Annotated in this window: 24 protein-coding genes, 1 pseudogene and 1 CRISPR repeat array; of the genes and pseudogenes, 15 read left to right on the plus strand and 10 right to left on the minus strand. The window is 69.3% G+C overall.

Translation table 11 applies throughout. From position 1 onward, the window contains the following. Positions 1-18: 18 nt before the first annotated feature. From ACRAKH_RS13115 to ACRAKH_RS13130, 4 genes are read right to left on the minus strand one after another with little or no spacing between them, the layout of a single operon-like run. Positions 19-1,275, minus strand: coding sequence for a class I SAM-dependent methyltransferase (locus ACRAKH_RS13115; protein ID WP_380719365.1), 1,257 nt, complete (start codon positions 1,273-1,275; stop codon positions 19-21). Beyond that, entirely contained in the window at positions 1,272-2,000 is a 729-nt protein-coding gene (locus ACRAKH_RS13120; protein ID WP_380719362.1) for a DUF1365 domain-containing protein, read from the minus strand. The genes ACRAKH_RS13115 and ACRAKH_RS13120 overlap by 4 nt, the downstream gene beginning before the upstream one ends. Continuing rightward, positions 1,997-3,265, minus strand: a complete 1,269-nt coding sequence (locus tag ACRAKH_RS13125) for an NAD(P)/FAD-dependent oxidoreductase (RefSeq protein WP_380719360.1) — start codon at positions 3,263-3,265, stop codon at positions 1,997-1,999. Before ACRAKH_RS13125 ends, ACRAKH_RS13120 begins: the two co-directional genes overlap by 4 nt. Further along, positions 3,262-3,993, minus strand: coding sequence for an alpha/beta fold hydrolase (locus ACRAKH_RS13130; protein ID WP_380719358.1), 732 nt, complete (start codon positions 3,991-3,993; stop codon positions 3,262-3,264). The genes ACRAKH_RS13125 and ACRAKH_RS13130 overlap by 4 nt, the downstream gene beginning before the upstream one ends. Before the next feature lie 117 nt (positions 3,994-4,110). Between ACRAKH_RS13130 and ACRAKH_RS13135 the strand changes: the two genes are divergently transcribed. Beyond that, positions 4,111-5,424 carry a class I SAM-dependent methyltransferase gene (locus ACRAKH_RS13135; protein WP_380719356.1) on the plus strand — a complete coding sequence of 438 codons (1,314 nt, stop codon included), beginning with the start codon at positions 4,111-4,113 and terminating at the stop codon, positions 5,422-5,424. Positions 5,425-5,492: 68 nt separating this feature from the next. Continuing rightward, complete coding sequence (locus tag ACRAKH_RS13140) at positions 5,493-6,245, plus strand: DUF1295 domain-containing protein (protein ID WP_380719440.1); 753 nt, start codon at positions 5,493-5,495, stop codon at positions 6,243-6,245. On the opposite strand, the gene ACRAKH_RS13145 is transcribed toward ACRAKH_RS13140, so the two are convergent. Next, positions 6,230-7,189, minus strand: a complete 960-nt coding sequence (locus tag ACRAKH_RS13145) for a hypothetical protein (protein WP_380719354.1) — start codon at positions 7,187-7,189, stop codon at positions 6,230-6,232. The two genes, ACRAKH_RS13140 and ACRAKH_RS13145, sit on opposite strands and share 16 nt — an antisense overlap. A 143-nt stretch (positions 7,190-7,332) precedes the next feature. On the opposite strand from ACRAKH_RS13145, the gene ACRAKH_RS13150 reads away from it, so the two are divergent. The 6 genes from ACRAKH_RS13150 to ACRAKH_RS13175 all read left to right on the plus strand — a co-directional run bounded on the left by ACRAKH_RS13150 (position 7,333) and on the right by ACRAKH_RS13175 (position 12,787). Next, positions 7,333-7,752 (plus strand): DUF4383 domain-containing protein, encoded by a 420-nt coding sequence (locus ACRAKH_RS13150; protein ID WP_380719351.1) that lies wholly within the window; start codon positions 7,333-7,335, stop codon positions 7,750-7,752. 45 nt (positions 7,753-7,797) lie between these two features. Next, positions 7,798-8,400, plus strand: a complete 603-nt coding sequence (gene sigK, locus ACRAKH_RS13155) for an ECF RNA polymerase sigma factor SigK (RefSeq protein ID WP_380719349.1) — start codon at positions 7,798-7,800, stop codon at positions 8,398-8,400. Further along, on the plus strand, positions 8,397-9,194 hold the full coding sequence (locus ACRAKH_RS13160) for an anti-sigma factor (protein ID WP_380719347.1): 798 nt from the start codon (positions 8,397-8,399) through the stop codon (positions 9,192-9,194). Before sigK ends, ACRAKH_RS13160 begins: the two co-directional genes overlap by 4 nt. Before the next feature lie 53 nt (positions 9,195-9,247). After that, positions 9,248-10,891 (plus strand): molybdopterin-dependent oxidoreductase, encoded by a 1,644-nt coding sequence (locus tag ACRAKH_RS13165; protein ID WP_380719345.1) that lies wholly within the window; start codon positions 9,248-9,250, stop codon positions 10,889-10,891. A gap of 139 nt (positions 10,892-11,030) precedes the next feature. Next, positions 11,031-11,684 carry a fasciclin domain-containing protein gene (locus ACRAKH_RS13170; RefSeq protein ID WP_380719343.1) on the plus strand — a complete coding sequence of 218 codons (654 nt, stop codon included), beginning with the start codon at positions 11,031-11,033 and terminating at the stop codon, positions 11,682-11,684. Positions 11,685-12,121: 437 nt separating this feature from the next. Further along, positions 12,122-12,787, plus strand: coding sequence for a hypothetical protein (locus ACRAKH_RS13175; protein WP_380719341.1), 666 nt, complete (start codon positions 12,122-12,124; stop codon positions 12,785-12,787). Positions 12,788-12,995: 208 nt separating this feature from the next. On the opposite strand, the gene ACRAKH_RS13180 is transcribed toward ACRAKH_RS13175, so the two are convergent. Together ACRAKH_RS13180 and ACRAKH_RS13185 are read right to left on the minus strand one after the other, a co-directional pair. Beyond that, on the minus strand, positions 12,996-13,277 hold the full coding sequence (locus ACRAKH_RS13180) for a transcriptional regulator (protein ID WP_380719339.1): 282 nt from the start codon (positions 13,275-13,277) through the stop codon (positions 12,996-12,998). 2 nt (positions 13,278-13,279) lie between these two features. Beyond that, positions 13,280-14,173 (minus strand): DUF5753 domain-containing protein, encoded by an 894-nt coding sequence (locus ACRAKH_RS13185; RefSeq protein ID WP_380719337.1) that lies wholly within the window; start codon positions 14,171-14,173, stop codon positions 13,280-13,282. Positions 14,174-14,379: 206 nt separating this feature from the next. Here ACRAKH_RS13185 and ACRAKH_RS13190 point away from each other — a divergent pair, with 206 nt between their 5' ends. After that, entirely contained in the window at positions 14,380-15,042 is a 663-nt protein-coding gene (locus ACRAKH_RS13190) for an HAD family hydrolase (RefSeq protein WP_380719335.1), read from the plus strand. A gap of 1 nt (position 15,043) precedes the next feature. On the opposite strand, the gene ACRAKH_RS13195 is transcribed toward ACRAKH_RS13190, so the two are convergent. Continuing rightward, positions 15,044-15,271 carry a hypothetical protein gene (locus ACRAKH_RS13195; protein ID WP_380719333.1) on the minus strand — a complete coding sequence of 76 codons (228 nt, stop codon included), beginning with the start codon at positions 15,269-15,271 and terminating at the stop codon, positions 15,044-15,046. A 709-nt stretch (positions 15,272-15,980) separates the two neighbouring features. On the opposite strand from ACRAKH_RS13195, the gene ACRAKH_RS13200 reads away from it, so the two are divergent. Then, positions 15,981-16,754, plus strand: a complete 774-nt coding sequence (locus ACRAKH_RS13200; RefSeq protein WP_380719331.1) for a class I SAM-dependent methyltransferase — start codon at positions 15,981-15,983, stop codon at positions 16,752-16,754. 72 nt (positions 16,755-16,826) lie between these two features. Here ACRAKH_RS13200 and istB read toward each other — a convergent pair whose 3' ends face one another. Together istB and ACRAKH_RS13210 are read right to left on the minus strand one after the other, a co-directional pair. Continuing rightward, positions 16,827-17,621, minus strand: a complete 795-nt coding sequence (gene istB, locus ACRAKH_RS13205) for an IS21-like element helper ATPase IstB (RefSeq protein ID WP_380719329.1) — start codon at positions 17,619-17,621, stop codon at positions 16,827-16,829. After that, positions 17,618-17,929: pseudogene (locus tag ACRAKH_RS13210) on the minus strand (IS21 family transposase); the annotation flags it as partial. The gene istB and the pseudogene ACRAKH_RS13210, both read right to left, overlap by 4 nt. Before the next feature lie 726 nt (positions 17,930-18,655). Further along, positions 18,656-19,473: direct repeats of the CRISPR family, unit length 25 nt; unit sequence GGACCACCCCCGCTCGCGCGGGGAA. Between the two features lie 741 nt (positions 19,474-20,214). On the opposite strand from ACRAKH_RS13210, the gene ACRAKH_RS13215 reads away from it, so the two are divergent. The 5 genes from ACRAKH_RS13215 (at position 20,215) to casB (ending at position 25,720) form a co-directional block, all read left to right on the plus strand. Continuing rightward, positions 20,215-20,616, plus strand: a complete 402-nt coding sequence (locus ACRAKH_RS13215) for a helix-turn-helix domain-containing protein (protein WP_447009842.1) — start codon at positions 20,215-20,217, stop codon at positions 20,614-20,616. A 172-nt stretch (positions 20,617-20,788) separates the two neighbouring features. Further along, entirely contained in the window at positions 20,789-23,149 is a 2,361-nt protein-coding gene (cas3, locus tag ACRAKH_RS13220) for a CRISPR-associated helicase Cas3' (protein WP_447009843.1), read from the plus strand. After that, positions 23,146-23,520, plus strand: a complete 375-nt coding sequence (locus ACRAKH_RS13225; protein ID WP_380719325.1) for a hypothetical protein — start codon at positions 23,146-23,148, stop codon at positions 23,518-23,520. The genes cas3 and ACRAKH_RS13225 overlap by 4 nt, the downstream gene beginning before the upstream one ends. Then, on the plus strand, positions 23,517-25,121 hold the full coding sequence (casA, locus tag ACRAKH_RS13230) for a type I-E CRISPR-associated protein Cse1/CasA (RefSeq protein ID WP_380719323.1): 1,605 nt from the start codon (positions 23,517-23,519) through the stop codon (positions 25,119-25,121). Before ACRAKH_RS13225 ends, casA begins: the two co-directional genes overlap by 4 nt. After that, on the plus strand, positions 25,118-25,720 hold the full coding sequence (gene casB, locus ACRAKH_RS13235; RefSeq protein WP_380719321.1) for a type I-E CRISPR-associated protein Cse2/CasB: 603 nt from the start codon (positions 25,118-25,120) through the stop codon (positions 25,718-25,720). The genes casA and casB overlap by 4 nt, the downstream gene beginning before the upstream one ends. Positions 25,721-25,727: the final 7 nt, after the last annotated feature.

The following is a 25,727-nucleotide window of genomic DNA, read 5'->3' on the forward strand; positions in this document are numbered from 1 at the left end:
GGTGTCGTGGGAGTCCGGTCAGCGGCGGTGTTTGATGAGGCCGAGTTGGAGCACGTCGAGGTAACCGGAGCGGAAACCGGCCTCGCAGTAGGCGAGGTAGAACTCCCACAGGCGGCGGAAGGTCTCGTCGAAGCCCGTGGCGGCGACTTGGGGCCAGTTGTTGAGGAAGCGGGTGCGCCAGTGGTGCAGGGTGCGGGCGTAGTCCGGTCCGAGTGAGCGGTGTTCGGTGGTGGCGAGTCGGGTGTGGTGGCGCACGGCGTGCCGGATCGCGGGGACGGAGAGCAGTTGGCCGCCGGGGAAGACGTACTTGTGGATCCAGGTGTAGGAGTGGCGTGTGGCCAGGAGCCGGTCGTGCGGCATGGTGATGGCCTGCAGCCCGACTCGGCCGCCTGGCTTGAGCACGCGGTCGAGGGTGCGGAAGTAGGTGGGCCAGTAGTCGGCGCCGACCGCTTCGATCATCTCCACGGAAACCACGGCGTCGTAGCTGCCGTGGGCTTCGCGGTAGTCGCGCAGCAGCACCTGCACGCGGTCGGCGAGCCCGGCTTGGGCGATGCGCTGTTCGGCCAGGTGCTTCTGCTCGGTGGAGATGGTGAGCGTGGTGACGCGGGCGCCTCGGCGGGCGGCGTGGATCGCCAGCGCGCCCCAGCCGGTGCCGATCTCGAGCAGGTGGGTGCCGGCGCGCACGTCGGCGAGGTCGAGCACGCCGTCGATCTTGCGCAGCTGGGCGGCGTGCAGGTCGTCGCTGCCGGGGGCGAACCAGGCCGAGGAGTAGGTCATCGACTCGTCGAGGAACGCGGCGAACAGGTCGTTGGACAGGTCGTAGTGGCGGTGGATGTTCTGCCGTGCCCCCTCGACGGTGTTGCGCTCGTGTGCCGGTTGGCGTGCGTCGACCCATCGGCGGAGCACCTGCAGCGGCCTGGGCACGAGGTCGGCCATGCGGGCGGCGAACGGGGTCATCAGAGCGGCTGGGTCGGTGCTGGTCCAGTCACCCGCCATGTAGGCCTCGCCGAAGCCGATCTTGGCGTCGGCGCCGAGCCGGCGGAAGAACGCCTCCGGGCGCACGATCCGCATCACGGGCGAGTCCGGGCCGCCCGCGCCGAGGCGCTCGCCGCCGGGCAGCGCCACCCGCACCGGCAGTGTTCTCACGGCCTGCTGGAACACCAGACGTGCGGCGGCGGCGCGCGCGGGGGAGCAGCGCGGTTCGTCCAAGCCTGGCCGGCGCCCTGCTCTGCCGCCGAGCGCGGTGTCCGGCTGACGGGTGGGTGAAGTGGTCATCGGACACCTTCCTGGGCTTGGTGCGGTGTGCGGGGGACGACGGGCAGTCGGCGCAGCCACAGGGCGATGCCGTGGCGGCGGATCAGCGCGCTGACCCGGTGGGTGGGCAGAGGGTCACGCAGGAGCAGGCGCAGCAGCGTCCACGGGGTGGCCGGTCGTCGTTCGCCGGTCAGCGAGGCGCTGAACGGTGTCCGCGAGCCCTGTCGCAGGCTGACCGCCACCGACAGCCGCTCGGCGGGCCGGGCCAACCGCATCTCGTAGCGGCCTTCGACGGTCAGGAACGGGGAGACGTAGAACGACTTGTCGGTCTCCACACGCCCGGCCGGGTCGGGGTACAGCAGGTAGCAGTGTCGTTCGCCGTAGGTGTTGTGCACCTCGGCCACCACGCAGACGGGCTCGTCGTCGGGGTCGTGGCACCAGTACACGGTGATGGGGTTGAACACGTGGCCCAAGACGCGGGCGTTGGCCAGCATCAGCACGCGCCCGCCCCGCAGGTCCACGCCTCGGCTCGCGAGCCAGGCGTCGAGGTTCTCCCGGATACCCCGGTCCGGGCGGCCCAGGTGGTCCGCGGCGCGGAACCGCGCCACCGGGCGCAGCCACCGCGGCACGGTGGGGAGCCGGTCGAGGTCGACCAACCACAGGTAGGTGCGGTGCCGGAACGCCCGGCGCAGCGGGTGGCGCCGCGTGTGCGTGACCACGGCGTCGTACAGCGCGGGTGCGTTCACCAGTCGACGCCGAGTGCCGCGGCGGCCCGCACGCCGGAGGCACAGCCGTCCTCGTGGAATCCCCAGCCGTGGTAGGCGCCGGCGAACGCGGTCGGTCCGGTGTTCAACCCGGGCAGGCGGCGCTGCGCGGCGACCGACTCCGGTGTGTAGACCGGGTGTTCGTACCGCATCCGGGCGATCACCGACGACTCCGCGATCCGGTCGCCGGCGTTGAGCGTGACCAGGTAGTCCTGTGGTTCGGCCAGCCGCATGAGCCGGTTCATGTGGTAGCTGACCAGCACGGGCCCGTCGTCGGAGCGGCAGTGGGGCTTGAGGTAGTTCCACGAGGCGCGCGCACCCGACGCGCGGGGGAGCAGGGAGGCGTCGGTGTGGAGCCACGTCTCGTTGCGCGCATAGCGGAACGCGCCCAGCACCTCGCGTTCGTCGTCGGTCGCGTCGGCCAGCAACTCCAGCGCCTGGTCGGGGTGCGTGGCGATGACGACCTTGTCGACCCGGTGGACCTCGTCCCCGTCGTCGCGGACCTCCACACCGTGCCCGGTGCGCGTCACCGCTCGCACCGGTGTGGACAGGTGCACGGCGGTCAACTGCTTGGCCGCGCGCTCCACGTAGCAGCGGGATCCGCCCACCACCGTCTTCCACCGCGGCGAACCGGTGACCGACAGCATCCCGTGGTTGTGGAGGAACTCGAACAGGTACCGGGCCGGGTAGCGCAGGCTGGTGGCCTGGTCGGCCGACCACACCGCCGACACCACGGGCGCGACGAAGTGGTCCACGAAGAACCGGCTGTACCCGCCGATCGCCAGGAACGCGGCGAGCGTGACGCCGTCGGCCGCCGGGGCGTCCAGCACGCGCCGGGCGTGCCGGTGGAACCTGGTGACTTCGGCGAGCAGCCTCAGGTATGGTCCGCGCGTCGTGTTCGAGGGTTGGGCGAACAGCCCGCCCAGGCCCTTGGCGCCGGCGTACTCCAGGCCGCAGCCCTCGCAGCGGACGCTCATCGACATCTCGGTCGCCTGCGTGCGCACGCCCAGTTCGGCGAACAGCCGCAGCAGGTGGGGGTAGGTGCGTTCGTTGTGGACGATGAAGCCGCTGTCGATGGCGACGGTGCCGCCGTCCTCGGACACGACGTCGTGGGTGTGGGCGTGGCCGCCCAGGCGCGGCCCGGCTTCGAACAGGAGCACGTCGTAGCGGCGCTGCAGCAGGTAGGCGGCGGTCAGGCCGGCGACTCCCGCGCCGATCACGGCGACGCGCTGCGATCTGGTGGTCATCGGGTTCCTCGGGGCAGGGCGACGGAGAGTCCGCGCGGGGCGGGGGCGGTCATGGCCTCGGCGATCAGAGGATCGGTGGCGGTGGGGTGGAAGGCGCCGCGCAGGAACCGGCGGACCAGCCCGCTCCAGTCCGCGCGCCGCCGCAGCATCGTGTGCCCGCTGTCGTGCACGACGAACCGGCAGGTCGCCGCCGTCACCTGTTTCGCGCGCACCGCGTAGCGGTAGGACGCGCGTGGATCGGTCCACCGGTCCACGTCGCCGTGTGCGAGCAGGACGGCACGCCCGCGGAGCTGGTCGACCGGTTCACCGGGCTCGATCCAGGGTGCCAACGCACACACCGCGGTGACGGCGGGGTCGTCGGCGATCCGGAGGGCGGTGCGTGCGCCCATCGAGTGACCGACCAGGGCGACCCGCGCTCCGGGATGCCGTTCCCGCAGCCGGGCCAACGCCCAGCGGGCGTCGCGCACCGGGTCGAGGTCGGGTTCGTTCCACCCCCGGTACCGGTACCGCAGCAGCCAGACGACCGGCGCCGTCCGGCTGGTGTCCCGGGCGAACGGCACCATCCGCCGGTAGGCCAGGTTGGCCCGGCTCGCGGGTTCACGGCTGCGAGCACGACCGCCCGGCAGCACCAGCACCGCGGAGTCGGCCGTCGTCGGCGGATCCCAGCTCTGGATCGAGGGCTGCCGGACCCGCCCGGCGTCGGAGTGGAGGTGGGACACGATCTCCATTCGGCGCCCATCACCCATCAGATGGGTGCTGTGGTGCGCATCACATTTCGTGGTTGTACCAACCCGTCCGGCCCCTGGTTGCGAACCACCTGGGAAATCGACGGTGAAGGGGACGACGTGCCGGACAAGAAGACGCGACACGCCGCGGTGCTGGCCGATGTCGTGCAGCGGGTGTTGGGCACCGCGTTGCCGGTGGGGCTGCGGGCCTGGGACGGCAGCGAGGCGGGCCCGACCGACGGGCCACGGGTGGTGCTGCGGTCGCGCCGCGCCCTGCGCAGGCTGTTGTGGAACCCGGATGAGCTCGGGTTGGCGCGCGCCTACGTCTCCGGTGACCTCGACGTCGAGGGTGACATCACGACCGGGCTGCGCCGGTTCTGGGCACTGGCCCGAGCCGGCCGCCCGCGACGCGGGCTCACCGCCTCCGAACGCGTGGCGCTGCTGCGCACGGCCACCCGGCTCGGCGTGCTCGGTCCCCGCCCACGACCACCGGCCGAGGAGGCCAGGCTGGCCGGCGGTCTGCACACCCGCCGCCGCGACCGCGCGGCCATCGCCCATCACTACGACCTGAGCAACGAGTTCTACCAGCTCGTCCTGGACCCGAACATGGCCTACTCCTGCGCGTACTGGGCCGTCGACCAACCCGGCTACGAACTCGTCGACGCCCAGCGGGACAAGCTCGAGCTGATCTGCCGCAAGCTCGACCTGCGTCCCGGGATGCGCCTGCTCGACGTCGGGTGCGGCTGGGGATCACTGCTGTTGCACGCCGCCCGCCATCACGGCGTGCACGCCACCGGGGTGACGCTGTCACGGCGGCAACACGACCACGTCAGCCGCAGGATCGCCGAACTGGGCCTGCGGGACACCGTCGAGGTCCGGCTGCAGGATTACCGGGAGATCCCCGACGAGCCGTTCGACGCGGTGGCGTCGATCGAGATGGGCGAGCACGTCGGCGAGCAGAACTACCCGGTGTACGCCTCCACCCTGCACCGCCTGCTCCGCCCCGCCGGTCGACTGCTGCTGCAGCAGATGTCACGAGGCGCCGCGGCGCCGGGCGGCGGCGCGTTCATCGAGTCCTACGTCGCACCGGACATGACCATGCGACCGCTGAGCCGCACGGTGGCGCACCTGGAGAACGCCGGGTTGGAGGTCCGCGACGTGCACGCCCTGCGCGAGCACTACGTGCGCACGGTCCGGGAGTGGGCGGCGACCCTGGAACGGCGGTGGGACGAGGTCGTCGCCCTGGTCGGCGAAGGTCAGGCCAGGGTGTGGCGGCTCTACCTGGCCGGCGGCGCCCTGGCCTTCGAGGACAACCGCATGGGCGTGGACCAGATCCTCGCCGTGCGCCCGACCACCGACGGTGCGAGCGGCATGCCGCCGCACCGCGCCGACCCCCTGGCACTGGACCACGTCGCACCCGGCGGTGACGCGTGACCTGGCCGGAACTGCCGGCCGGGCTTCCGGTCAACCTCGCGATCAGCGCCGCCGTGGTGGTGCTGGTCATGGCGATCACCTTCGCGATCTCCTTGGCCAGGGATCGGCACGACACCCTCGACATCGCCTGGGGTCCGGGCTTCGCGTTGATCGCCGGCACGACGTTCCTGCTCTCCGGCGGCGACGGCGACACCACGACGCGGGCAGCGGTCACGGTGCTGACCGTGGTGTGGGGCGTTCGCCTCGCGGTCCACATCGGATCGCGCAGCCGGGGTGAACCCGAGGACCACCGCTACGCCGAGATGCGCCGTCGTGCCAGGGGCAACCCGCACCTGCACGTGCTGGTGCGCGCGTACCTGGCGCAGGCCGTCGTGCTGTGGCTGGTGTCGCTGCCGGTCCAAGTCGCCCAGTACGGCACCGGCGTCCACCCCGCGGTGATCGCGGCCGCGACGGCGTTGTGGTCGGTCGGCATGGTGTTCGAGGCGGTCGGGGACTGGCAGCTGCAACGCTTCCGCACCGACCCCGCCAACCGCGGCCGGGTGCTCGACCGCGGGTTGTGGCGCTACACCCGACACCCGAACTACTTCGGCGACGCCTGCGTCTGGTGGGGCCTGTTCCTGCTCGCCTGCTCCTCCTGGTACGGCCTGGCGACCGTCGTGTCACCGGTGCTCATGACGTTCCTCCTCGCGAGGGGGACGGGCAAGCCAATGATCGAGGAGCACCTGCGCCGTCGACGTCCTGCCTACGTCGACTACGTGGAGCGAACGAGCGGGTTCGTGCCATTGCCGCCTCGGCGGTCCGCCCGTCAAGGCGAACCATGACCGGCAGGCACTCGGTCGAACATCCGGCCAGACTTCCCGCAGCCCTGATGGGCGTGGTGTTCCTGCTCGTCGGCGTGCTCGGTTTCGTGCCCGGCATCACGTCCGAGCACGGCCGATTGCTCTACGGCCTCGTGGTGCGGTTCGGCGCCTCGGTCGACCCCGTGCCGTTCAACGCGGCCGACGACGGGCTGCACCTGGCACTCGGCGTCGTCATGGTCGCCATCGGTCTGGTCACCCGAATCATCGGCCACCGCCCGATCCGCAGAAGGGGACGTCAGGTGCTCGGTGGCCTTCAGGGTGGCGGCGAGGTTGGTCGGCCGACTCCGGTTGTGCCGGTCTGCGAGCCACTGCCCCGCCCGCTCGGGTGTGCCCCACAGGTGACAGCGATTGTCCTCCACAGCCAGAGCTCTGCCTTGTGCGGCCAGTTCCCGCAACGCCTCGGCCACCACGGGTTTCTGGATCTTCAACCGAGCGGAGATCAAGTACACCGGGAGCACCCGTGCGGCCTCCGGCGCTCGGCTGAGCAACCAGTGGACCTGCTCCGATGGTGACCACAATGGCTCTTGGTCGATGCGTCGTCGCTCGTCGGGGTTCAAGTGCTTTCTGCAGGCAGGGGCGAACTCACCCAACGCGACAGATTGCCGCACTGCCGCAGCGCACGCTTCACCTGTTCGTGTGGGACGGCCACAGCGAGGCCGGTCCATCCCCGCCACACCGCTGTTCACGGCATCCGTCAAGCGACTGCCCTCCTTCATCCACGTCGGGGTGTATTCGCACGACGGCACCCGGCGGTTCACCGCGATTGCCCGATGACATCCGATCGGGATCGTCCCGGTGCTCGGGTGGCCGGTCGCCGTGGTCGGTTCGACACCGTCGCAAGCCGATGAAGGCACCCGGTCGACTCGCGCCGCGGAGGTGACCTGTCCAGACAGCACGTCGTTCATGCCCGGGGTACGGGGTCCGCCCGACCGGCAAGGCCGAGCTGAGGTCTTGTCGGCCATGTGCAGCCGTTCCTCGCTGCCGACCAATCCGGTCCGCGTGCGGTGCCGAAGCAGGAGTGACAACGTGTCGGATTGAGGAGGATGACATGTTCCGCTCGGTCAACCAGCAGGTCGGTCTGGGGTTCGGTGCGGTGTACGTCCTGGTCGGCCTGCTCGGGTTCGTCGTGTCCGGCGACCACGGGTTCGCCGGCGTCGACGGCGGGCACCTGCTGGGGATCTTCGAGGTCAACGGCCTGCACAACGTCGTGCACCTGCTCGTCGGCGCGGGCCTGATCGGTGGCGCCGTCGCCGGGCCGGCCGTGTCGAAGAAGGTCAACATCGTCGTGGGCGCGGTGTACCTCCTCGTCGGTGTTCTCGGGTTGGTCGTCGGCGGGACGTCGATGAACCTGCTCGCGCTCAACGCCGCCGACCACGGCCTGCACTTCGCCAGCGCGCTTCTGCTGCTGGGCGTGGGCGTGGGCGTGGGCGCGGATCGCGGCGCGCGTCGCACCCACGCCACCAGGTGACGGCAAATTCACCTGCGACTCGGGATTCGACCGGAAAGGGGCACGATGGCAGGGCGTGAGCGCAAGCTCCAGGCGGTATCCGCCGACACCCGCGAGAGGGACGAGGCCACCGCCGAGGAGTTGCTGGCGCTGGTGGCCCGCGGCGACGACCGGGCGTTCGCCCGGCTGTACGACGTGGTGGTGAGCAGGGTGTTCAGCCTGGTGCGCCGTGTGGTGCGCGATCACGCGCAGTCGGAAGAGGTCACGCAGGAGGTGCTGGTGGAGGTGTGGCGCACCGCCACCCGCTTCGACCCCGGCCGGGGCAGTGCGTTGGCGTGGGTGATGACCATGGCGCACCGCCGTGCCGTGGATCGGGTCCGTTCCGCGCAGGCCGCGACGCGGCGGGAGGACATCGCCGCCCGCCGTGATGTCGAGACCCCTTTCGACGCGGTGAGTGAGCAGGTCGCCGCGCGCATCGAGCAGCGGCAGGTGCGTCGTTGCCTGTCGACGTTGACCGTCCTGCAGCGCGAGTCCATCCTCCTGGGCTACTTCCAGGGCTACACCTACCCGGAGACGGCCTCCGTGCTCGGCATCCCGCTGGGCACGGTCAAGACGAGGATGCGTGACGGATTGATCAGACTCCGAGACTGCCTGGGGGTGACCCGATGACCGACGACACCGCGCGCATCGAAGCGCACACGCTTATGGGCGCCTACGTGCTCGACGCCGTCTCGGACGATGACCGCCACCTCTTCGAGGACCACATCGCGGTCTGCTCGAGCTGCGCGCAGGAAACGGCTGATCTCTTCGAGGTGACGGCGGTGCTGGCCGGCGAGGCCGCGGTCGAGCCGCCGGCCCACCTGCGTGACCGCGTACTGGCCGCCGTCGCCGACACCCGTCAAATGCCACCGGAAACCGACGTTCCTGCGGCCCCACCGCCCGAAGCGCCTCTCCGGCACCCCGGCGGATCCACAGCTCGGAGCCTGTGGTTGCGCAGGACCGTGACGCTGGCCGCCGCGGCGGGCATCGCCGTCGCCGTCACGCTGGGCGTCCAGGCCGTCAACACCAACAACCGCCTGGAACGCGACCTGCAAGCCGTCGAACAGGTCAACGCCCGCAACAGCCAGGTTGCCGAACTGCTGACCGCACCGGACGCGAAGCTCGTCCGCGGTGACGTGGCAGGTGGCGGTACGGGGACCGTGGTGGCGTCCCCGGCCAAGGGACAGGTGGTGTTCCTGGCAAACGGGCTGGCTCGACTGCCGGAAGACCGGACCTACCAGCTGTGGCTGATCGGCGCCGACGGGCCACGTCCGGCCGGTCTGCTCGCGTCCTCCGACGGACAACCCGATCCGTTGCTCGCCGGTGGTTTCACCGGCCGGGAGGCGGTGGGCCTGACCGTGGAGCCGCGAGGCGGATCTCCACTACCCACGACCCCGACCGTGGTGGTCCTCCCGCTCGTCTGAGCGATACCCGGCCGTACGGCAATCCGCGGGGTCGCCGGCTGCGAATACCTGGTATGAACGCAACCAGGTCCAGGCAGTCGTCCGGTCCCGCGGCGCCGCGGCTGCCCCTGTGGGCGGCTGCCGCGGTGGGTCTGCTCGCCGTGGCCGCCGCGTTGGCCTCGGGACACCTCGTGGCCGCGCTGATCGACCCGTTCGCCTCGCCGTTCCTGGCCGTGGGCAACACCGCGATCGACCTGACACCTCACCCGGTGAAGGACTTCGCGATCCGGACGTTCGGCGAGAACGACAAGATCGTGCTGCTGGCCGGCATGGCTTTCGTCATCGCCGCCGCCGCGGCGCTCGCCGGGCTGCTGTCCCGCCGCAGCGCGCTGCCCGGAACGCTCCTGGCCGCGATGCTGGGCGTGCTCGGCGTCGCGGCGGTGCTCACCCGCCCCACGCTGGGCACGATCGCCGTGCTGGCACCGTTGACCAGCCTGGTCGTGGGTGTGCTGGTGTTCCGGTGGCTCCACCGGCTCGCCCCCCGCAGCTCGGCGGGCAAACCCGGTGCCGATGAATCGCAGCTCGTCGACGACACGGTGGACAGCGTCGGTCAGCCAGAAACGCGTGCGCTGGACTGGTCGGTCCCAGGTCTGGGTCGCCGTCGTTTCCTGATCACGTCCACCGCCGTCGCCGCTGCCGCGGGCACGACCGCTATGGCGGGGCAGTTCGTCGGTGGTCGGGTGGACGTGGAGGCTTCCCGTCGTGCCATCCGGCTCGTCCCGGATGAGCCCGCGCCGCCGATCCCGGCCGGCGCCGACTTCGCCGAAGACGGAACGCCGACGTTCATCACGTCCAACGCGGACTTCTACCGGGTGGACACCGCGCTGTCGGTGCCGAGGACGCGGGCGCAGGACTGGCGGCTGCGCGTGCACGGCATGGTCGACCGCGAACTCGTGCTCACCTACGACGACCTGCTGAACCGGCCGTTGGTGGAGAAGACGATCAGCCTGTGCTGCGTGTCCAATGAGGTCGGAGGTCCGTACATCTCGACCACCAACTTCATCGGCGTATCCTTGCGCGACATCCTGGCCGAGGCCGGAGTGCAGCAGGGCTCAGACCAGCTCGCGACGCGCAGCGTGGACGGCTGGACCTGCGGCACCCCGGTCGAGGACATCATGAAACCGGACAGCGACGCCCTGCTGGCCATCGGTATGAACGGCGAACCGCTCCCGGCCGAGCACGGCTTCCCGGTGCGCATGGTCGTGCCGGGTCTGTACGGGTTCGTCTCGGCCACCAAGTGGTTGGTAGACGCCGAGCTGACCACGTTCGCCGACTTCGACGCCTACTGGGTCAAGCGCGACTGGGCACGACGTGCGCCGATCAAGACCATGTCCCGCGTCGACCGGCCCAAGGCCTTCGAACAGGTGCCGGCGGGCCGGTTCGTGGCCGCCGGGGTGGCTTGGGCGCAGCACAAGGGCGTCGACAAGGTGGAGGTCCGGGTCGACGGGGGCCCTTGGCAGGCCACGAAGCTCAGCTCGGAGGTCAACGTCGACACCTGGCGCATGTGGCGGGTCGAGCTCGACCTGTCCGCCGGGTCGCACACCCTCGAAGTCCGGGCCACCGACCGCACCGGCTACACCCAGACCGCCGACCGGGCCGAGCCGATCCCCGACGGCGCAGCCGGCTGGCACACGATCGTGTTCACCGCACGGCCCTGACCAGGCCCGCCACCGGCCGGCGCGGAAACCGCCCAAGTTTTTTCCGGATCGACCAATCCGCCGCCGCCCCGGCAGCGAACCACTCATGACAAGCCGGGAAACACAAGATCCGGCGACCGTCCTCAAAGGAGCAACTCTCATGCGCAGCACCCGGCTCGCGTCCGCGATCGGCGTCCTCACCGCGGCCCTGATCTCCGTCGCAGCGTGCAGCAGCGGCGAACAGGCCGCCTCGAACACCACTTCGGCCGCCGCCACCACGACGACGACCACCACGACCAGCAGCGCGGCGATGAGCGACGGCGTCACCACGACCGGCGACGTGTTCGGCGCCGGCTGCGCCAGCCTGCCCAAGGACACCGAAGGCTCCCTCGACGGCATGGTCGACGACCCGGTCGCCACCGCCGCCAGCAACAACCCGCTGCTCAAGACGCTCGTAGCCGCGGTGAAGCAGGCCGGTCTCGTCGACACCCTCAACAAGGCCGACGCCAAGTACACCGTCTTCGCGCCCTACGACCCCGCCTTCGAAGCCCTGGGCCAGGAAACCGTCAACGCCGTGCTCGCCGACAAGGCCAAGCTCACCTCGATCCTGACCTACCATGTGGTGCCGCAGCGCATGGACAAGGACGGCATTCTGTCCTCCGCCACCCTGCCCACCGTCCAGGGCGGCACGCTCAAGGTCGAAGGCTCCGGCGACAACGTCACCGTCAACGGGGCGAAGGTCCTGTGCGGCAACATCCCGACCGCCAACGCCACCGTGTTCGTCATCGACAAGGTCATGATGCCCACCTCCTGACCGGCACCGCCCCGCGCGAAGAGACGTCGCGGCCAGATTCCCCGTGGCCGCGACCTCTCTTCGCGTCCGACAACGCCACCGGTCGGGCAGACCTTCGCCCGGCAACCACACGACGTCCACGCCGAGGTACCTCCTCGATCCCGACATCCGGTCTCGCCACGCTCGACGTTCCATCAGGACTCACGTCCTGATGTCAGCGACCACTGCGACGGCAGCCCGCGCCCGTTTCGCCCCTCGAAGCGTCACTCAGTGGTGTGGCAATCCTGTGGTGTCCGGTGGTGGCGTTCGGGTTGAGCAGAAACATGGTGGTATGGGCAATCCGGATCCGGGCCCGCGCCGAAGACCCTGTGCAAGGGCAGATCGTTTCGACCCGTCAGGAAGAGGAACGAACGATGACTCGACTTACGAGCAGGGCGGCACGCGTAGCGGTTCCGGCAATGGCGTTGGGGCTGGCTCTGACCACGCCCGCCGTGTCCTCGGCCCACGAAGGCGACCACGGCTCACAATCCGGGGGCGAGGGCGGCACCACGGTTGCCACCGTGCAGCTGCGGCAGCTCAACCACAGTGGAGCCTCCGGGCAGGGTGCGCTGGTTCTGCGCGGCAACCAGGTAGACATCGCCTTCCGGGTGCGAGGCGTGTTGGCCGACGCCCCGCACGCGCAGCACATCCACATCGGGGCCCAAGGCCGCTGCCCCACCCAGCGCGCCGATACCAGCGGTGACGGCATCGTCAACACCACCGAGGGCCACCCCTTCTACGGCCACATCGGCACCTCGCTGACCACCAGCGGGGACACCAGCCCGGCCAGTGGCCTGGCGGTCGACCGCTTCCCGACCCCGGACGGCACCTCCTACAACTACCGCCGCAGCATCACCGTGACCGCCGACGTGGCCGGCGACATCCGCAACGGCAAGGCGGTGCTCGTCGTACACGGCATCGACCCCAACCGCAGCGGCATGTACGACGGCAGCGCTCCCAGCGACCTGGACCCGTCCCTGCCGCTGGAGGCCACCTCACCGGCCGCCTGCGGCCCCTTCCGCACCCGGCACGGCGGCCTGCTCGACCTCGACCTCGGCATCGACCTGGGCCTCGGCCGCCGCTGACGGCCGACCCACCCCTAGCGTGCGGGAGCGCGTCCTGCTACCCCTTGGCGCGCTCCCGCGCCTAGAGCCGTCCCGGGTGCCCTCCATCGGCACTCGGGACGGCCGCATCACGCGATCGCACGATCGATTAGGTACACCATCGGCGTCGAAGCGGTGGTCGAGCGCGGCCAGTCGCGAGCCAATCGGGAGGCTTCGTGCCTCGGAGCGTTCACTCCGATGTCCTGTTCGGGGTGGGGACCACCTCAAACAGGTCGTGGAACCGCATCCGTGGCAACGCGGTCAGCGCACCGGCGATGAACCGCGGTCCCGGTTGGAGCTCACCGGATCCGACCCTGGTGACGGTGGAGCGGTTCACCCCGAGCGCCTTCGCGGCGCTGTAGTCCGAGTGGAACCCGGACAGGAACAGGACCTTGGCGAACGTCTCGGTGCGCAGTCTGATGGTGTGCGAGGAAGGCGTGGCGTTCTGGTGTCCGGTGTCGAGCGGCGGCATCGTCAGCGGGTTTCGCGGTCGTAGCGGTCGGCCCAGCTGGCGAAGGCCTCGTGGGATTGTGCGGGGCTCAGCGCCAGGGAGGCCAGTCGGCGCATCTTGGCCTGGTAGTGCGTGACGGCGGTCGGTTCGTCCTGGAACACGGTCACCGTGTCGGTTTCGGTGTAGGCCAAGGGGCTGACCGGGTGGTTGAACGTCAGCAGTGTCGCCTGGTTTCGAATGACGGCGTGGCACGAGCGCGACATCGGGATCACCCTGGGCGAGAACCGGTCCCATCCGCACATCAGGGCCAGGTGCAGCAGTTGGTCGCGCATGACTGCCGGGTCGCCGACCATGGTGCGCAAGGCGGCCTCGTGCACGAACACGGTCGTCTCCGGGCCGTTGTCCTGTTGGTGCAGGGTGTTCTGCCTCGTCAGCCTGGCGAGGGCCAGTGTCCGGTCCCCGGTCAGCGCGCAGGCGTAGTCCTCGGTCTGGGCGAGGCTGGGCATGGTGAGGGGCTCGTAGGTGGTGATCGTCAGCGCGAGCTGTTCATGCAGGGTGAGCGCGGTCAGGATGTCGGGGATCTGGTCGTGGGCGCGCAGGAAGCTGCCGTTGTCCGGTTCGTCGGCGATGGCGAGGATCCGGTCACGGGTGGCTTTGTCCGCGCCCAGTCGACCGATGAGGGAGGCGATCTCCCACGAGCTCGTGCCCCTGCTCCCGGTCTCCAGTTTGCTGAGCTTGCCCAGTGACCAGCCCAGGTCCTGGGCCGTGTTCGCGGACGACCGGCGGGCGCGGTGGCGGACTCGCCGGAGTTCCTCGCCCAGCTCACGGCTGCGGGCGTTGCTCAACCGCGGAACGGTCTTCTTGACGCCGATCTCCGGTGGCTGCGTTGACGTGCGGTGTGCGGCGGGCGTGTTCACGTGGTCTCCCTACGCTGCTGGGACCGGGACGGATCCAGTTGACCACCGGGGGCGCGTCCGAGGCACCGGCCAGGAACCCGCCATCGTCCCTCCACCACCCCGCTGGCTTTCACTGTTACGGGCAGGCCGTCAGCCCTGGTGGGCGGGGCACATGGGTCGTCGGGCACGATGCCGGTAGTCCGGAATCGTCAGGGAGGGACTTGAGAGTGGCGAAGATCGAGGCGGTCTTCTTCGACGTGGGCGAGATCCTGGTCGACGAGACGCGCGAGTACGGGACGTGGGCGGACTGGCTCGGCGTTCCCCGTCACACCTTCTCTGCCGTCTTCGGCGCAATTGTCGCCCAGGGCAAGGACTACCGCGAGACTTTCCAGGTCTTCAGGCCCGGCTTTGACCTGACCGAGGAACGCGAGCGCCGTGCCGCGGCCGGACAGCCCGAGAGCTTCGGCGAGGACGACCTGTACCCCGACGCGCGGCCTTGCTTTCAGCAGCTCCGCGAATCAGGGTTGCGCGTGGGCCTGGCGGGCAACCAGACCAGCCGCGCGGAGGGCATCCTGAAAGCGCTGGACCTGCCGGTCGACGTGATCGGCACCTCCGACGGCTGGGGCGTGGAGAAGCCCTCGCCCGCCTTCTTCGACCGCGTGATCCGCGAGGCGGGCGTCGCCGCGGACTCGGTGCTCTACGTCGGTGACAGGCTGGACAACGACATCCGACCGGCCCAGCAGGCAGGCATCGCCACCGCGCTGATCCGCCGTGGCCCTTGGGGACACATCCTGCGGATGCCGGAGGTGGAGGACCGGTGCCTGTTCACGCTCGACGGCCTGGACACCCTCCCCGCGGGGGTGGCCGAGCACAACGCCCAGGCCGGTTGAGTCACACCGCGGTCAGTGCGCGTACCCGCTCGTCCAACTCGGCCGCGTACGGGGTGTGGCGCAACGCCTGCCGAACTGCGGGCACGCGCTTCAGAGCGGTGGCGTAGAAGTCCCGATCGAGCACGTCACACGCCTGACCGGCGGTGGCGAACGCCTGATCGGCGTCACCGGCAGCCTGTGCGACGGCCAGGTCGAACAGCAGTACGGCCGTGTCCGCAACCGCGTTCACCGCGTTCCTGGGCAACGTCGTTCGCTGACCGCATCGCTCTCACCTGGTTACAGCGGTGCCCCGGCCCGAACAAGTGGTCGGGGCACAGTTGCGTGGGCGCACGAACGACTGAGGTGTGCCTCTGGTCAGTTCTCGGCGTCGCCGACGCAAATGGTTCGGCCGTGCGATGACTAGTTGTTGTAACTCCGGGCTCGCGTCCAGCATCTCCGCGGGGTCGTCGTGTCGTCCGGTGACGCGGCGACTAGTTCGTCGGGCTGTGGTTGCAGGGACGGCACTGCGCCTGTTCGTTGAACGCCGATCGCCTCCGCCAGTGGGCTCGCGGAGGCGATCGTTGTTGCCGGTCGGTTCCGGCGAGTCTCGACTATGGCATCGGTTAGACGGGTGGCTGCGTCGTGGAGCAGATTTGACGGTCGTCGGACGCGGTCAGCAGCTTTGGTCGGAGGGGGACGTAGTAGGCGTAGTAGACCTGCATGCTCGGGTAGAAGGGCACTGGCTATGGAGGTCACTTCTGACCGCGGATGTCGGTCAGTACTGACCGCACTTGCCGATCAGGTGCGTGATCAATGTCGGTGAGTTCTGACCGTACTTGTGGATCACTGGGTGGCTTGGAGGACGGGTGTCGGTTCTCGTTTGACCTGAGCCGGCAGCGTGCCGGAGGGTGAGTACTCTCCGCCTGGGGCTGGTGGGGCGCGGTGGGTAGGGTGGCCGCGTGGAGGAACGGCTGCTTCTCGGTTCGTCGTTCGGCGCAGCGGCGGCCGCATATGCCGAGCACCGCCCGGACTACGCACAGGCCGCGGTGCGCTGGGCGCTGGAGTTTGCGCCTGGTCTGAGGGTGCTCGACCTCGGGGCCGGAACCGGCAAGCTGACCGCCACGCTGGTCGCGCTGGGGGCTGACGTCGTCGCGGTCGAGCCTGACTCGGCGATGCTGGCCGAGCTGCGGCGCGTGCTGCCGGCTGTCCGTGCCCTGCCGGGTAGCGCCGAGGCGATACCGCTGCCGGACGCGTCCGTCGATGCCGTGTTGGCCGGCAATGCCCTGCACTGGTTCGACATGGCCGTCGCAGGACCGGAGATGGCCAGGGTCCTCGCGCCCGGGGGCGTCCTGGCCGGCCTGTGGAACGTCCTGGACGACCGGGTCGATTGGGTTGCAGGACTCGAGCGGGTCAGCGGGAGCGCGGCCATCGGCCCGCGTGACACGCTGAGCAGTTGGCGCGCGGCGACGGCGGACATGCATCTTCCGAACATCGGCCTGGTCGCCCGGTTCGGCTCGCCGGAGCAGGCCGAGTTCCCGCACGGGCAGCGCCGAACGGTCGACTCCCTCGTCGCGACCCTCGCGACGCGCGCCGGGATGCTGGTCATGCCGAAACGGGACCGAGAGGCCGCGCTCGGCGGGATCCGCGCTTTCCTCGCGAGCAGACCGGAAACCGGCCGCGGCGAGTTCACCCTTCCGATGCTGACCGGCGTGCTGCGCGTCCGGCGGCTCTGAAAGCCATCGACCTGGGCCGCCCTGCCCAAAGGCTGTCTGGTGGCCCAGATCCAGGGATAACGGACAACAGGGTCAGCCGGTACTCGCCCGGCCGGTGCGGGCGCGGGTCTGGGCGAGGCGGTAGGAGTCGGTGCCGGTCTCGATGATGTTGCCGCCGAAGGCGAGCCGGTCGACGATGGCGGCGCAGAGCCGCGGGTCGGTGAAGGTCTTCGTCCAGCCGGCGAAGGACTCGTTGGACGCTATCGCGACCGAGTTCTTCTCCTCGCGCTCCGTGAGAACCTGGAACAGCAGTTCGGCGCCCCGCCGGTCCAGTTCCATGTAGCCCAGTTCGTCGATGCATAAAAGATCGACACGCCCGTAACGGGCGATGGTCTTGGTCAGGATCTTGTCGTCGGCGGCCTCGACCAGTTCGTTGACCAGCTTCGCGGCCAGGGTGTAGCGGACCCGGAACCCGGCCATCGCGGCCTCGGTGCCCAACGCGATGAGCAGGTGCGACTTGCCGGTGCCTGAGTCGCCGATCAGGCAGAGCGGCAGGCCCTTCTTGACCCACTCGCTGGTCGCGAGGGTGTGGATGACGGCCGGATCGACGTTCGGGTTGGCGTCGAAGTCGAAGGCCCGCAACGACTTCTCGCGTAGGAACGCCGCAGCCTTGATCCTGCGCTCGGAGCGTCGGCGGGCGCGGTCGTCGCACTCGGCCATCAACAACTCGGCCAGGAACCCGCGGTAGGACATCTGGTCGCGGGCGGCGGCGTCGGCCAGGTCGGGGAACTGGGCGCGGATGGTGGGCAGGCGCAGCATGCGGCAGGCCTGGTCGACGGCGGCGTCGGCGGCCTGCTCGGTCAGGCCCCGGTGGCGGTGGACGGTCACTGGCTTGTCCCTTCTCGGCCGCGTCGGCGTCTGGGCAGGAGTTGGTCGTAGGCGTCGACCGTGGGCAGCGGCCTGGTGTCCGGTGGCAGCTGCGCCAGCCGGCGCTGCGTCAGGGAGGTGACCCTCGCCGGCGGCGTGGTGTCGGTCGGTGTCGTGTCGGGTTCGTCGAGTTCGGCGGCCTTGCGGGCCTCCAGGGCGACCGCGTCCGCGGTCAGTGCCCCGACGTTCAACGCCGCGGCCAGGCCGGCGACGACGTGGTCATGCCCCATGTGCCGGTGCAGCAGCAGGACCTCGATCAGGGCGCGCGTGCCGTCGCGCCGGGGAGACCGCGGTGACCTGATGCTCCTGCTCGGCTGGACCTCCGAGGACATGCCGCGGCACTACGGCGCCAGCGCAGCGGCGGAACGTGCGCAGAAGACTCGATTGCGCTTGGGGATCGGTGAGAATGTCTAACTCGTCCAACTCCACGAACGGGCGGTCGAAGCGAATGCCCATGACACCCGAGCAACGCAGTTTCCGTGCCCGACTGGCGGCTCACGCGTCATGGGCCGGCACCTCGGACCGGAGGGCACGAACCGCCGGTGCTACCCAAGCATTCCTTGAACGGTTCGAGCGCCAAGTCGACCCACTCGGTGAACTTCCGCCCGAGCGTCGAAGGGAGATGGCCCTGCATGCCAGGACCGCGCACATGTTGAAGTTGGCCAAGCGGTCTGCGGACGCACGGCGAACCCGTCGTCGATACTCGCGAAGTGCCGGTGAGCTCGGAATCGACCAACCTAATGAGTTCAGTGAAGAATAAAGCCATATGCCCTTACGCCGTATCGACGGCTGTGACCCGGTTGGAACCGAAGCACGAGGCTCTGAATGCACACCTTGTGGCGGTCTCGCGGAGAGGCTGCAGTGTTGGCTGATGCAGCGGCCTTGGCGCACGACCGCGAGCAGGTGAAGGAAGTCCTCGAGGCCGAACCACGGTTTAGCGTCCGCGCACTCCTCACCAGGAAGACGCTGTACTCGTCACGAGGGCACGGCGGAGAGGGCCACCCCCGCTCGCGCGGGGAAGCCGCGCTGGCCGCGCTCGCCGACACGCGCTGGCAGGGACCACCCCCGCTCGCGCGGGGAAGACTCGGCGCTGTACTCCGCCGACGTCTTCGACCGCGGACCACCCCCGCTCGCGCGGGGAACACGGCGTCGCGGAAGACGTGGTTGTGGTAGCGGCCGGACCACCCCCGCTCGCGCGGGGAACACAAGCGAAGCGGATCGGGGCTGGTCGGCGACCGGGGACCATCCCCGCTCGCGCGGGGAACACACCTGCGGACGTTCAACCTGGACCTGGTGCAGCGGACCACCCCCGCTCGCGCGGGGAACACGCAGGATGTCGGGCGGGGCAGGTACCCCTCGGACGGACCACCCCGCTCGCGCGGGGAACACTGCCGCCGTGCGCTGTCGTTGTAAGCCTTGAAGGGACCACCCCCGCTCGCGCGGGGAACACAGCATCGACTGCGCGTCGGCGTGACCGTCGGTGGGACCACTCCCGCTCGCGCGGGGAACACCTCGGGCTCGACCGGTGCGATCCAGTCGGGGCGGGACCACCCCCGCTCGCGCGGGGAACACCTGCGCAAGCAGGCACTGACGCTCGCCGACGAGGGACCACCCCCGCTCGCGCGGGGAACACAGGCGGCGGCGCTGGCGGTGGATCAGGCGACACGGACCACCCCCGCTCGCACGGGGAACACCCGACGAGGATCGCGGCTGGCGCCACCCCGGCCGGACCACCCCCGCTCGCGCGGGGAACACGGAGCCGAGGACGTCGACGGACAGCGCGGGGTGGGACCACCTCCGCTCGCGCGGGGAACACACTTCATGACCTGCTACGTTACGCGACGATGCGCTATTTCAGCATCGGTTTGCTGCGGGCAGCGTAGTCCAATCGAGGTTCTGCGGAGCTTTCCCGATACCGACTGCCGCGATGATTCATTATGTCGCCGAGCAGCATGGTCTTGAAGGCGTCGTCAGCAGTCGCGCTGCCTCGTGCTACGAGCCGGGTCGGCGGTATCCTGCGTGGACCAAGACGTCGTTGCGTCGGTCCCGTGAGGGTTGCCGTCTCCGAGTGGAGGGCGGATCCCAGGCACCGCCGACCACTATGCCGGTGCGGACGGCGGTGCGGCTTGTTCTCCTCCCAAAACCCGAGCCGGTAGTTCACTGGGTCGACCCTGCGCCGCGACAACGCTTCCGGACACCGGCGACTGGCCTACGGCTTGGGTGTCAACCGTTGACTCCACCCGAAGTCCTTGCCGAGCTCCAGGCGAAGTTGTTGTTCCGCCTCTGGTGGACGGATCTGTCGCGGATCGGCTCCGCTCGTCGGGGAGTTGCTACTTGGGCTGCGCCGTACCATTCCGGCCCAGCCGATCTTGCGTGCGCAGGGAGGGCGAGTGCGCCGATCAGGTGGCCTCGCCGATTTGTCCGCTTGTCCGAGAAATGCTTCGGCTCTCGGCAGATGATCACGAACGAGCGGATCGCCCCCGCTTGTGCGGGGATGTTGTGTCAGACCCGTGGAACAGAGGGGCCACTCCCGCTCGCACGGGATCCCGGGCGCATGCACCGTACGGCGCTTGCTGTGGATGAGGTGCGTTCTTCATCAGTTCGAGTGAGTCCGGTGTGTCGCGACGGGTGGGTACAGACAACGTGGAACAGAGTTGGCCGGGCTGATCGACCGCTCGAAGGAAGGGTAGAAGTGAGTCCCGATCGTGTTCGGCGAGGGTGGCCGGTTGAGGGTCGCCGCGCCGCGATCGTCATGGTGGACGTCCTGCGGTGGACGTATGTGAAGACTGCTCGCGAGCTAAGCGTCAGTCCGTCGACCGTGCGGCGTTGGCATCGCGAGTACCGGTTGGCTCGGTCGGCGGGTTCGCGGGAGGGTCGGGCGGGATTTTGTTCCATACCGCCGCATTCTTGCGGATTGGTAAGCGGCACTGACTGTGGTGTGCGTTCGATTATTTGAAGTGCACTGAAGTTCAGTTTCGGTGTTCTTCCGGCATTCGGGTGAACTCTCGGCCGTTGCGCGTGGCTTCGTCGTGGTGAAATTGGAATGAGGCGAGCGTCTGTGCTTGTATGGCGCCTCGTTTGAGCGGGTCGATGGTCGAGAGGTGTGTGTGGTTGACGATTTTCCTCCTGTGACGGGTGCGTGGGGGAAGGCATCGGGCAGGGAGTGGCCGCACCCTCTGGTCTGTCACGTGGTGGACACTGCCGTCGTCGCGGAGCTTGTGCTTCCGTTGTTGGTCGGTCCGCGTTGCCTCGGTGAGCTGCGGGATGCCTTCGGTCCGTTGGGTGATGCGGACGGGTGGATCGCGTTGCTGTGCGGGATTCACGATGTGGGCAAATATTCACCTGGGTTCCAGGGTCTGCATGCCGAGTTGGCATCGAGGAGATTGGGCTCGGCGGCGGCTCTTGATGTGGACTTCGTGAAACGACTCGGTGTCGCGCGGTTCGACACGCCGCATGGTCTGGTCACGGCGATGCACGTGGCCGACATGGTGGAGTCGTGGGGAGCGGATGTCCGGGTGGCGCGCGAGATTGCCGTCGCCTTGGGTGGTCACCATGGTTATTTCCCGAGTGCGGGGGAGATCACGCAGGCGGAGAGCGAGAAGAACAACCACGGTGAGGTGACGTGGGCGGCGTGGCGGGACGACCTCGTCGTGGCGGTGGCCCGGGTGCTGGGTTTGCCGGATCCGCGGTCGCTTCCGTGGGGTGAGGTGCGTTTCGGCGCGGGTGCCGCGGTCGGTCTCGCCGCGGTGACGACGATCAGTGACTGGATCGCGTCCGACGAGGCGAACTTCGAGTCGCCGGAGGAGCCGTTCGACCTCGACGCGTATATGGCCAGTGCGAGGGTCTCCGCAGTGAAGGCTGTGGACAGAGCGGGTTTGAGGCCGTGGGTACCGCCTCGCGACACCGGGTTCTCCTCGCTGTACCCGGAGTTGGAGAAGGTCCGTCCGGTGCAGCGGTTGGCCGAGCGGCTGGCCGTGGACCGACGGTCACCGACGATGGTCGTCGTCGAGGCTCCGCCGGGTGAGGGGAAGACCAAGGTCGCGATGCAGGTAGGTGCGACGTTGGTGCGTGATCTGGGGCTGGCGGGGATGTATGTGGCGATGCCGACGAAGGCGACGAGCAACCAGGTGCTCGTCGAGGTGGAGACGCTGCTCAAAGGTCTGGAGGATTGGACCACGGTGCGGTTGATCCATTCCGATGCCCGTGCGTATCTGGAGGAACGGACTGTTGAACCGGCCGATGTCGGCCGCGACCATCCGGAGGACTCCGACGTCGCGGCGCGGGAGTGGTTCACCCGCAAGAAGAGCCTGCTGGCCAATCTCGGTGTGGGCACGGTGGACCAGGCCGCGAAGGCGGTGATCCGCTCCGGCCACATGTTCGTGCGGTTGGTCGCGTTGTCCAACAAGGTGGTCGTCTTCGACGAGATCCACGCCTACGACACCTATCTGTCGTCGCTGCTGGACCGGTTGCTGATGTGGTTCGGGCGGTTGGGTGTCTCGGTGGTGCTGTTGTCGGCGACGTTGCCGACCCGTCGTCGTGACGAACTCGCGGCCGCCTGGCAGTCCGGCCTGCTGGGGGTCCTGCCGCGAGAAACCCCTCCGTTGCCGCCGTCATCCGACTATCCGCGAGTGACGGTCGTGGGCGCCGACGAGCCGGTCGTGGAGGGCGCGGAGGTCTCGGACCTGAACAAGGGTCGTCACGTCCGTCTCGACAAGCCCGTCGAGGAGGCCGATGTCGTCGACTGGCTGCTGGGGAAGATGGGGGCCAAGGGCTGTGCGGCGGTGGTGCACAACCTGGTGGGACGCGCGAAGAGGACGTTCGAGGAGCTTCAGGCCCGAGTCGCCACGCTGCCCGCCGCGCGGCGTCCGGAGGTAGTCCTCCTGCACGGGCAGGTGTCCTACGCCGAGCGTCGTCGGACCGAGAGTTGGCTGCGGGAGTCGTTCGGGCCGGGTGGGACGAGGCCGCACGCGATCGTGGTGGGCACACAGGTGCTCGAGCAGAGCCTGGACCTGGATTTCGACGTGATGCTCAGCGACCTGGCTCCGGTCGACCTGGTGATCCAGCGTTCGGGCCGTGAACACCGGCACGATCGCAGTGCGGCTCGTGGCGGGATGGTTCTGGGCATCACCGGGGTGAGCGATACCCCGGACGGGCCGACGTTCCCGCGTTACCTGGGCGGCGTCTACTCGCCCTACGTGTTGATGCGGACGTGGGCGTTGCTCAAGGACAAGCCCACGATCTGCTGTCCTGACGATGTGCCGGGTTTGATCGACGCGGTTTACGGGCCGGACGAGGCGGTCGCCTGCCCTGCCGGATGGGCGGCGTCGTGGGACAAGGCGCGTGCCGCGCACGAGAAGTTGATCGAGAGGTACGAGCGCGAGGCGCAGACGATGTACCTGCCGATGCCGATCGGTTCGGTGCGGCTGGAGAAGCTGTCGGCACAACCCAAGCGGGCCAACCGGACCCGGATAGGACGCGGTGGCAAGTGACCGACTACGACGACGAGTTCCCCGACACGACGGTGGACGTGGTGCTGCTGCATGCCGGGGTGGACGACGACGGGAGCGATTCCGTCAGACCGGTGCGCGGGGGAGCGGTGACCAATCTGACCTCGACCACCAGTGATCTGACCGTGCTGGACGCCTTGTTGGAGTCGAGCACGGTCCTGTCGGCGCCGGACGGTGTGCCGCCTGAGGTCGTATCCGACCTGCTGGCGGCACCGGTGCCCCACCTGTTCGCCAGCAACCCTTGGTTGCGTCAGCACCGCGCGCTCGTATTCCACGACGGCCAGTGTCTGGTCGCCGGTCACCTCATCCGCTACCGACCGGAGTACGGCGTGTACGTCGATGGTTACCAGTGATCGCCCCGGCCGCATCGTTCAACCTGCTGACCGAGCCGTGGATCCCGGTGATCGGGACGGACGCGCAGCGCCGTGAGGTGGGTTTGAACGAGCTGCTGCTCGACGCCCGTGGCATCCGGCGGATCGTCGGTGACACACCGCCGATGACCGCAGCGCTGTACCGGCTGGCGCTGGCGTTGCTGCACCGCGCCTACGGACCGGTCGACGAAGACGCCTGGGGCCACCTGTGGTCGGCCAAGCAACTGCCGTCGGCGAAGCTGCGTGACTACGCGGCGGGCCAGTCGGACCGCTTCGATCTCTTCCACCCCGAGCGGCCGTTCCTGCAAAGTCCGGCGCTGGCCCGTATCACGCCGTCGACGGTGGCGAAGCTGGTTCCCCACCTGGCGGTCGGCAACAACGTCACGTTGTTCGACCACACGACCGCCGGAGACCGGACCGTGCTCAGCCCGGCACAGGCGGCGCGGTGGCTCGTCACCGCCCAGGCATTCGATCCGGGCGGCATGAAGACCCCGTTCGAGAAAGTGAAGTCCTCCGAACGGGCTCCCTGCAACCTGCTGGGCGTGGTCCTCGTCGAGGGAGGCGACCTCAAGGAGACCCTGCTGCTCAACGCCTTGACTTACGCGCCCGACCTTCAGACTCCGTACATGACGTCCAGTCGGGACATGCCGGCGTGGGAGGAGCCGGACCCACCCGAGGGGGCACCGGGCGAACGGCGCGCACGGGGGTGGACCGACCTGCTGACCTGGCCGTCCCGGCGGATCCTGCTGGTTCCCACGGTGAGTGGGGACACCGTCGTGGTGGACGGTGTGGTCCTTACCCCCGGTGTGCGGTTCAAGGGCGATCTTCCGGAGGAAGAGAAAATGGCGGCCTTCCGGCGCCCACTCGGCCCCAACGGCAAACCCAAGAAGGACGCGCCGCTGCTGCCGATCCGGCTCAACCCGCTGCGCGGTGTGTGGCGGCACAGCGTCGAACTGCTCATGATCGACCTCCGGCAGGAGGGGCGCACCAGGATCCGGCCACGAGCCCTGGAACAGATAGCCGCGCTCGCAGGGGACGGGCACATCCCCCGCGACGCCGTCTACACGCTGCGGGTGCTCGGGCAGCAGTTGGACAAGAACGCCTCCGTGGTCGAGGCATACCTGGAAGAACAGGTCCCCGCACCGGTGCCCTTGCTGCGCGCCCGGGACACGTCCCTGGGCGCGTTGATCGGGAGCGCCATCGCGCTGGCCGACAACGCCGGAGCGGCCTTGCGGCACATGGAGCGCGACTACAACAAGGACAAGCGTGCCGACCCCACCTCCACCCTGGACGTGGCGTACTGGCCACAACTACCCCGACGCTTCGCCACGTTCCTGCGTGAAGTCGCACGAGCCCACGACGCCGACGAACCCGAGTCCGACGCGGTCGAACAGTGGACGCGCGAGGTGTACCGGATCGCCAAGCAGGCCGCCGAACGGTGGGCCGAGCGAGCACCGGCGGACACCCGCGACGTGTTCCTCATGGGCAAGCACCTGCGAGCGTTCCATACCCGGCTCAACGTGTTGGTGGACAACTTCCGCCGCGAGGCGCGCAGCTACACCACGAAAGGACGAATCGCGTGACCGACACCCTCACGCAGCGGCGCCGCACGTTCGTCAACTACCTCCACGGACTGCACTATTGGGCATCGTCGGACAACCCGAAACGGGCCGGCGAAGCCAGGCAGGCACTGGCCAGGCTGCGACGGATCTTCTCCGGCTCCCGGCAACAAGCCGACGCCTACGAGTACGTCTTCCCCCACGACCCACCGCACGACGAGCAGGACACCTGGCTGCTCGTCGCGGGTCTGTTCGCCCTGCACCCGCAACGCAGACGTGCCAAGGACGCGCGCCGCCGCTCGCTGGGCGCCTCCATGGGAGAACTCGAAGCGGCCCGCGGACCCGCCGTGACCCGACGCTTCACCCAGCTCCTGGCGCGGGACCGCGACGCGCTGCCGCACAACCTGCGCCAGACCGTGCGGCTGCTGTCGTCCCACGACATCCGCGTCGACTTCGACCAACTCCTCGACGACCTGGTCGTGCTGCTCGGCGACGACGACCAAGCCGACCAGGCGCACCGCGTGCGCCTGCGCTGGGCCGGCGAGTTCCACCGCCCACCGACGACGAACACCCCACAAGACAAACGGACCTCGGCCGACGAGCCGTCCGACACCGACGAATGACCACCTC

The sequence above is a fragment of the Saccharothrix hoggarensis genome, assembly GCF_052936025.1.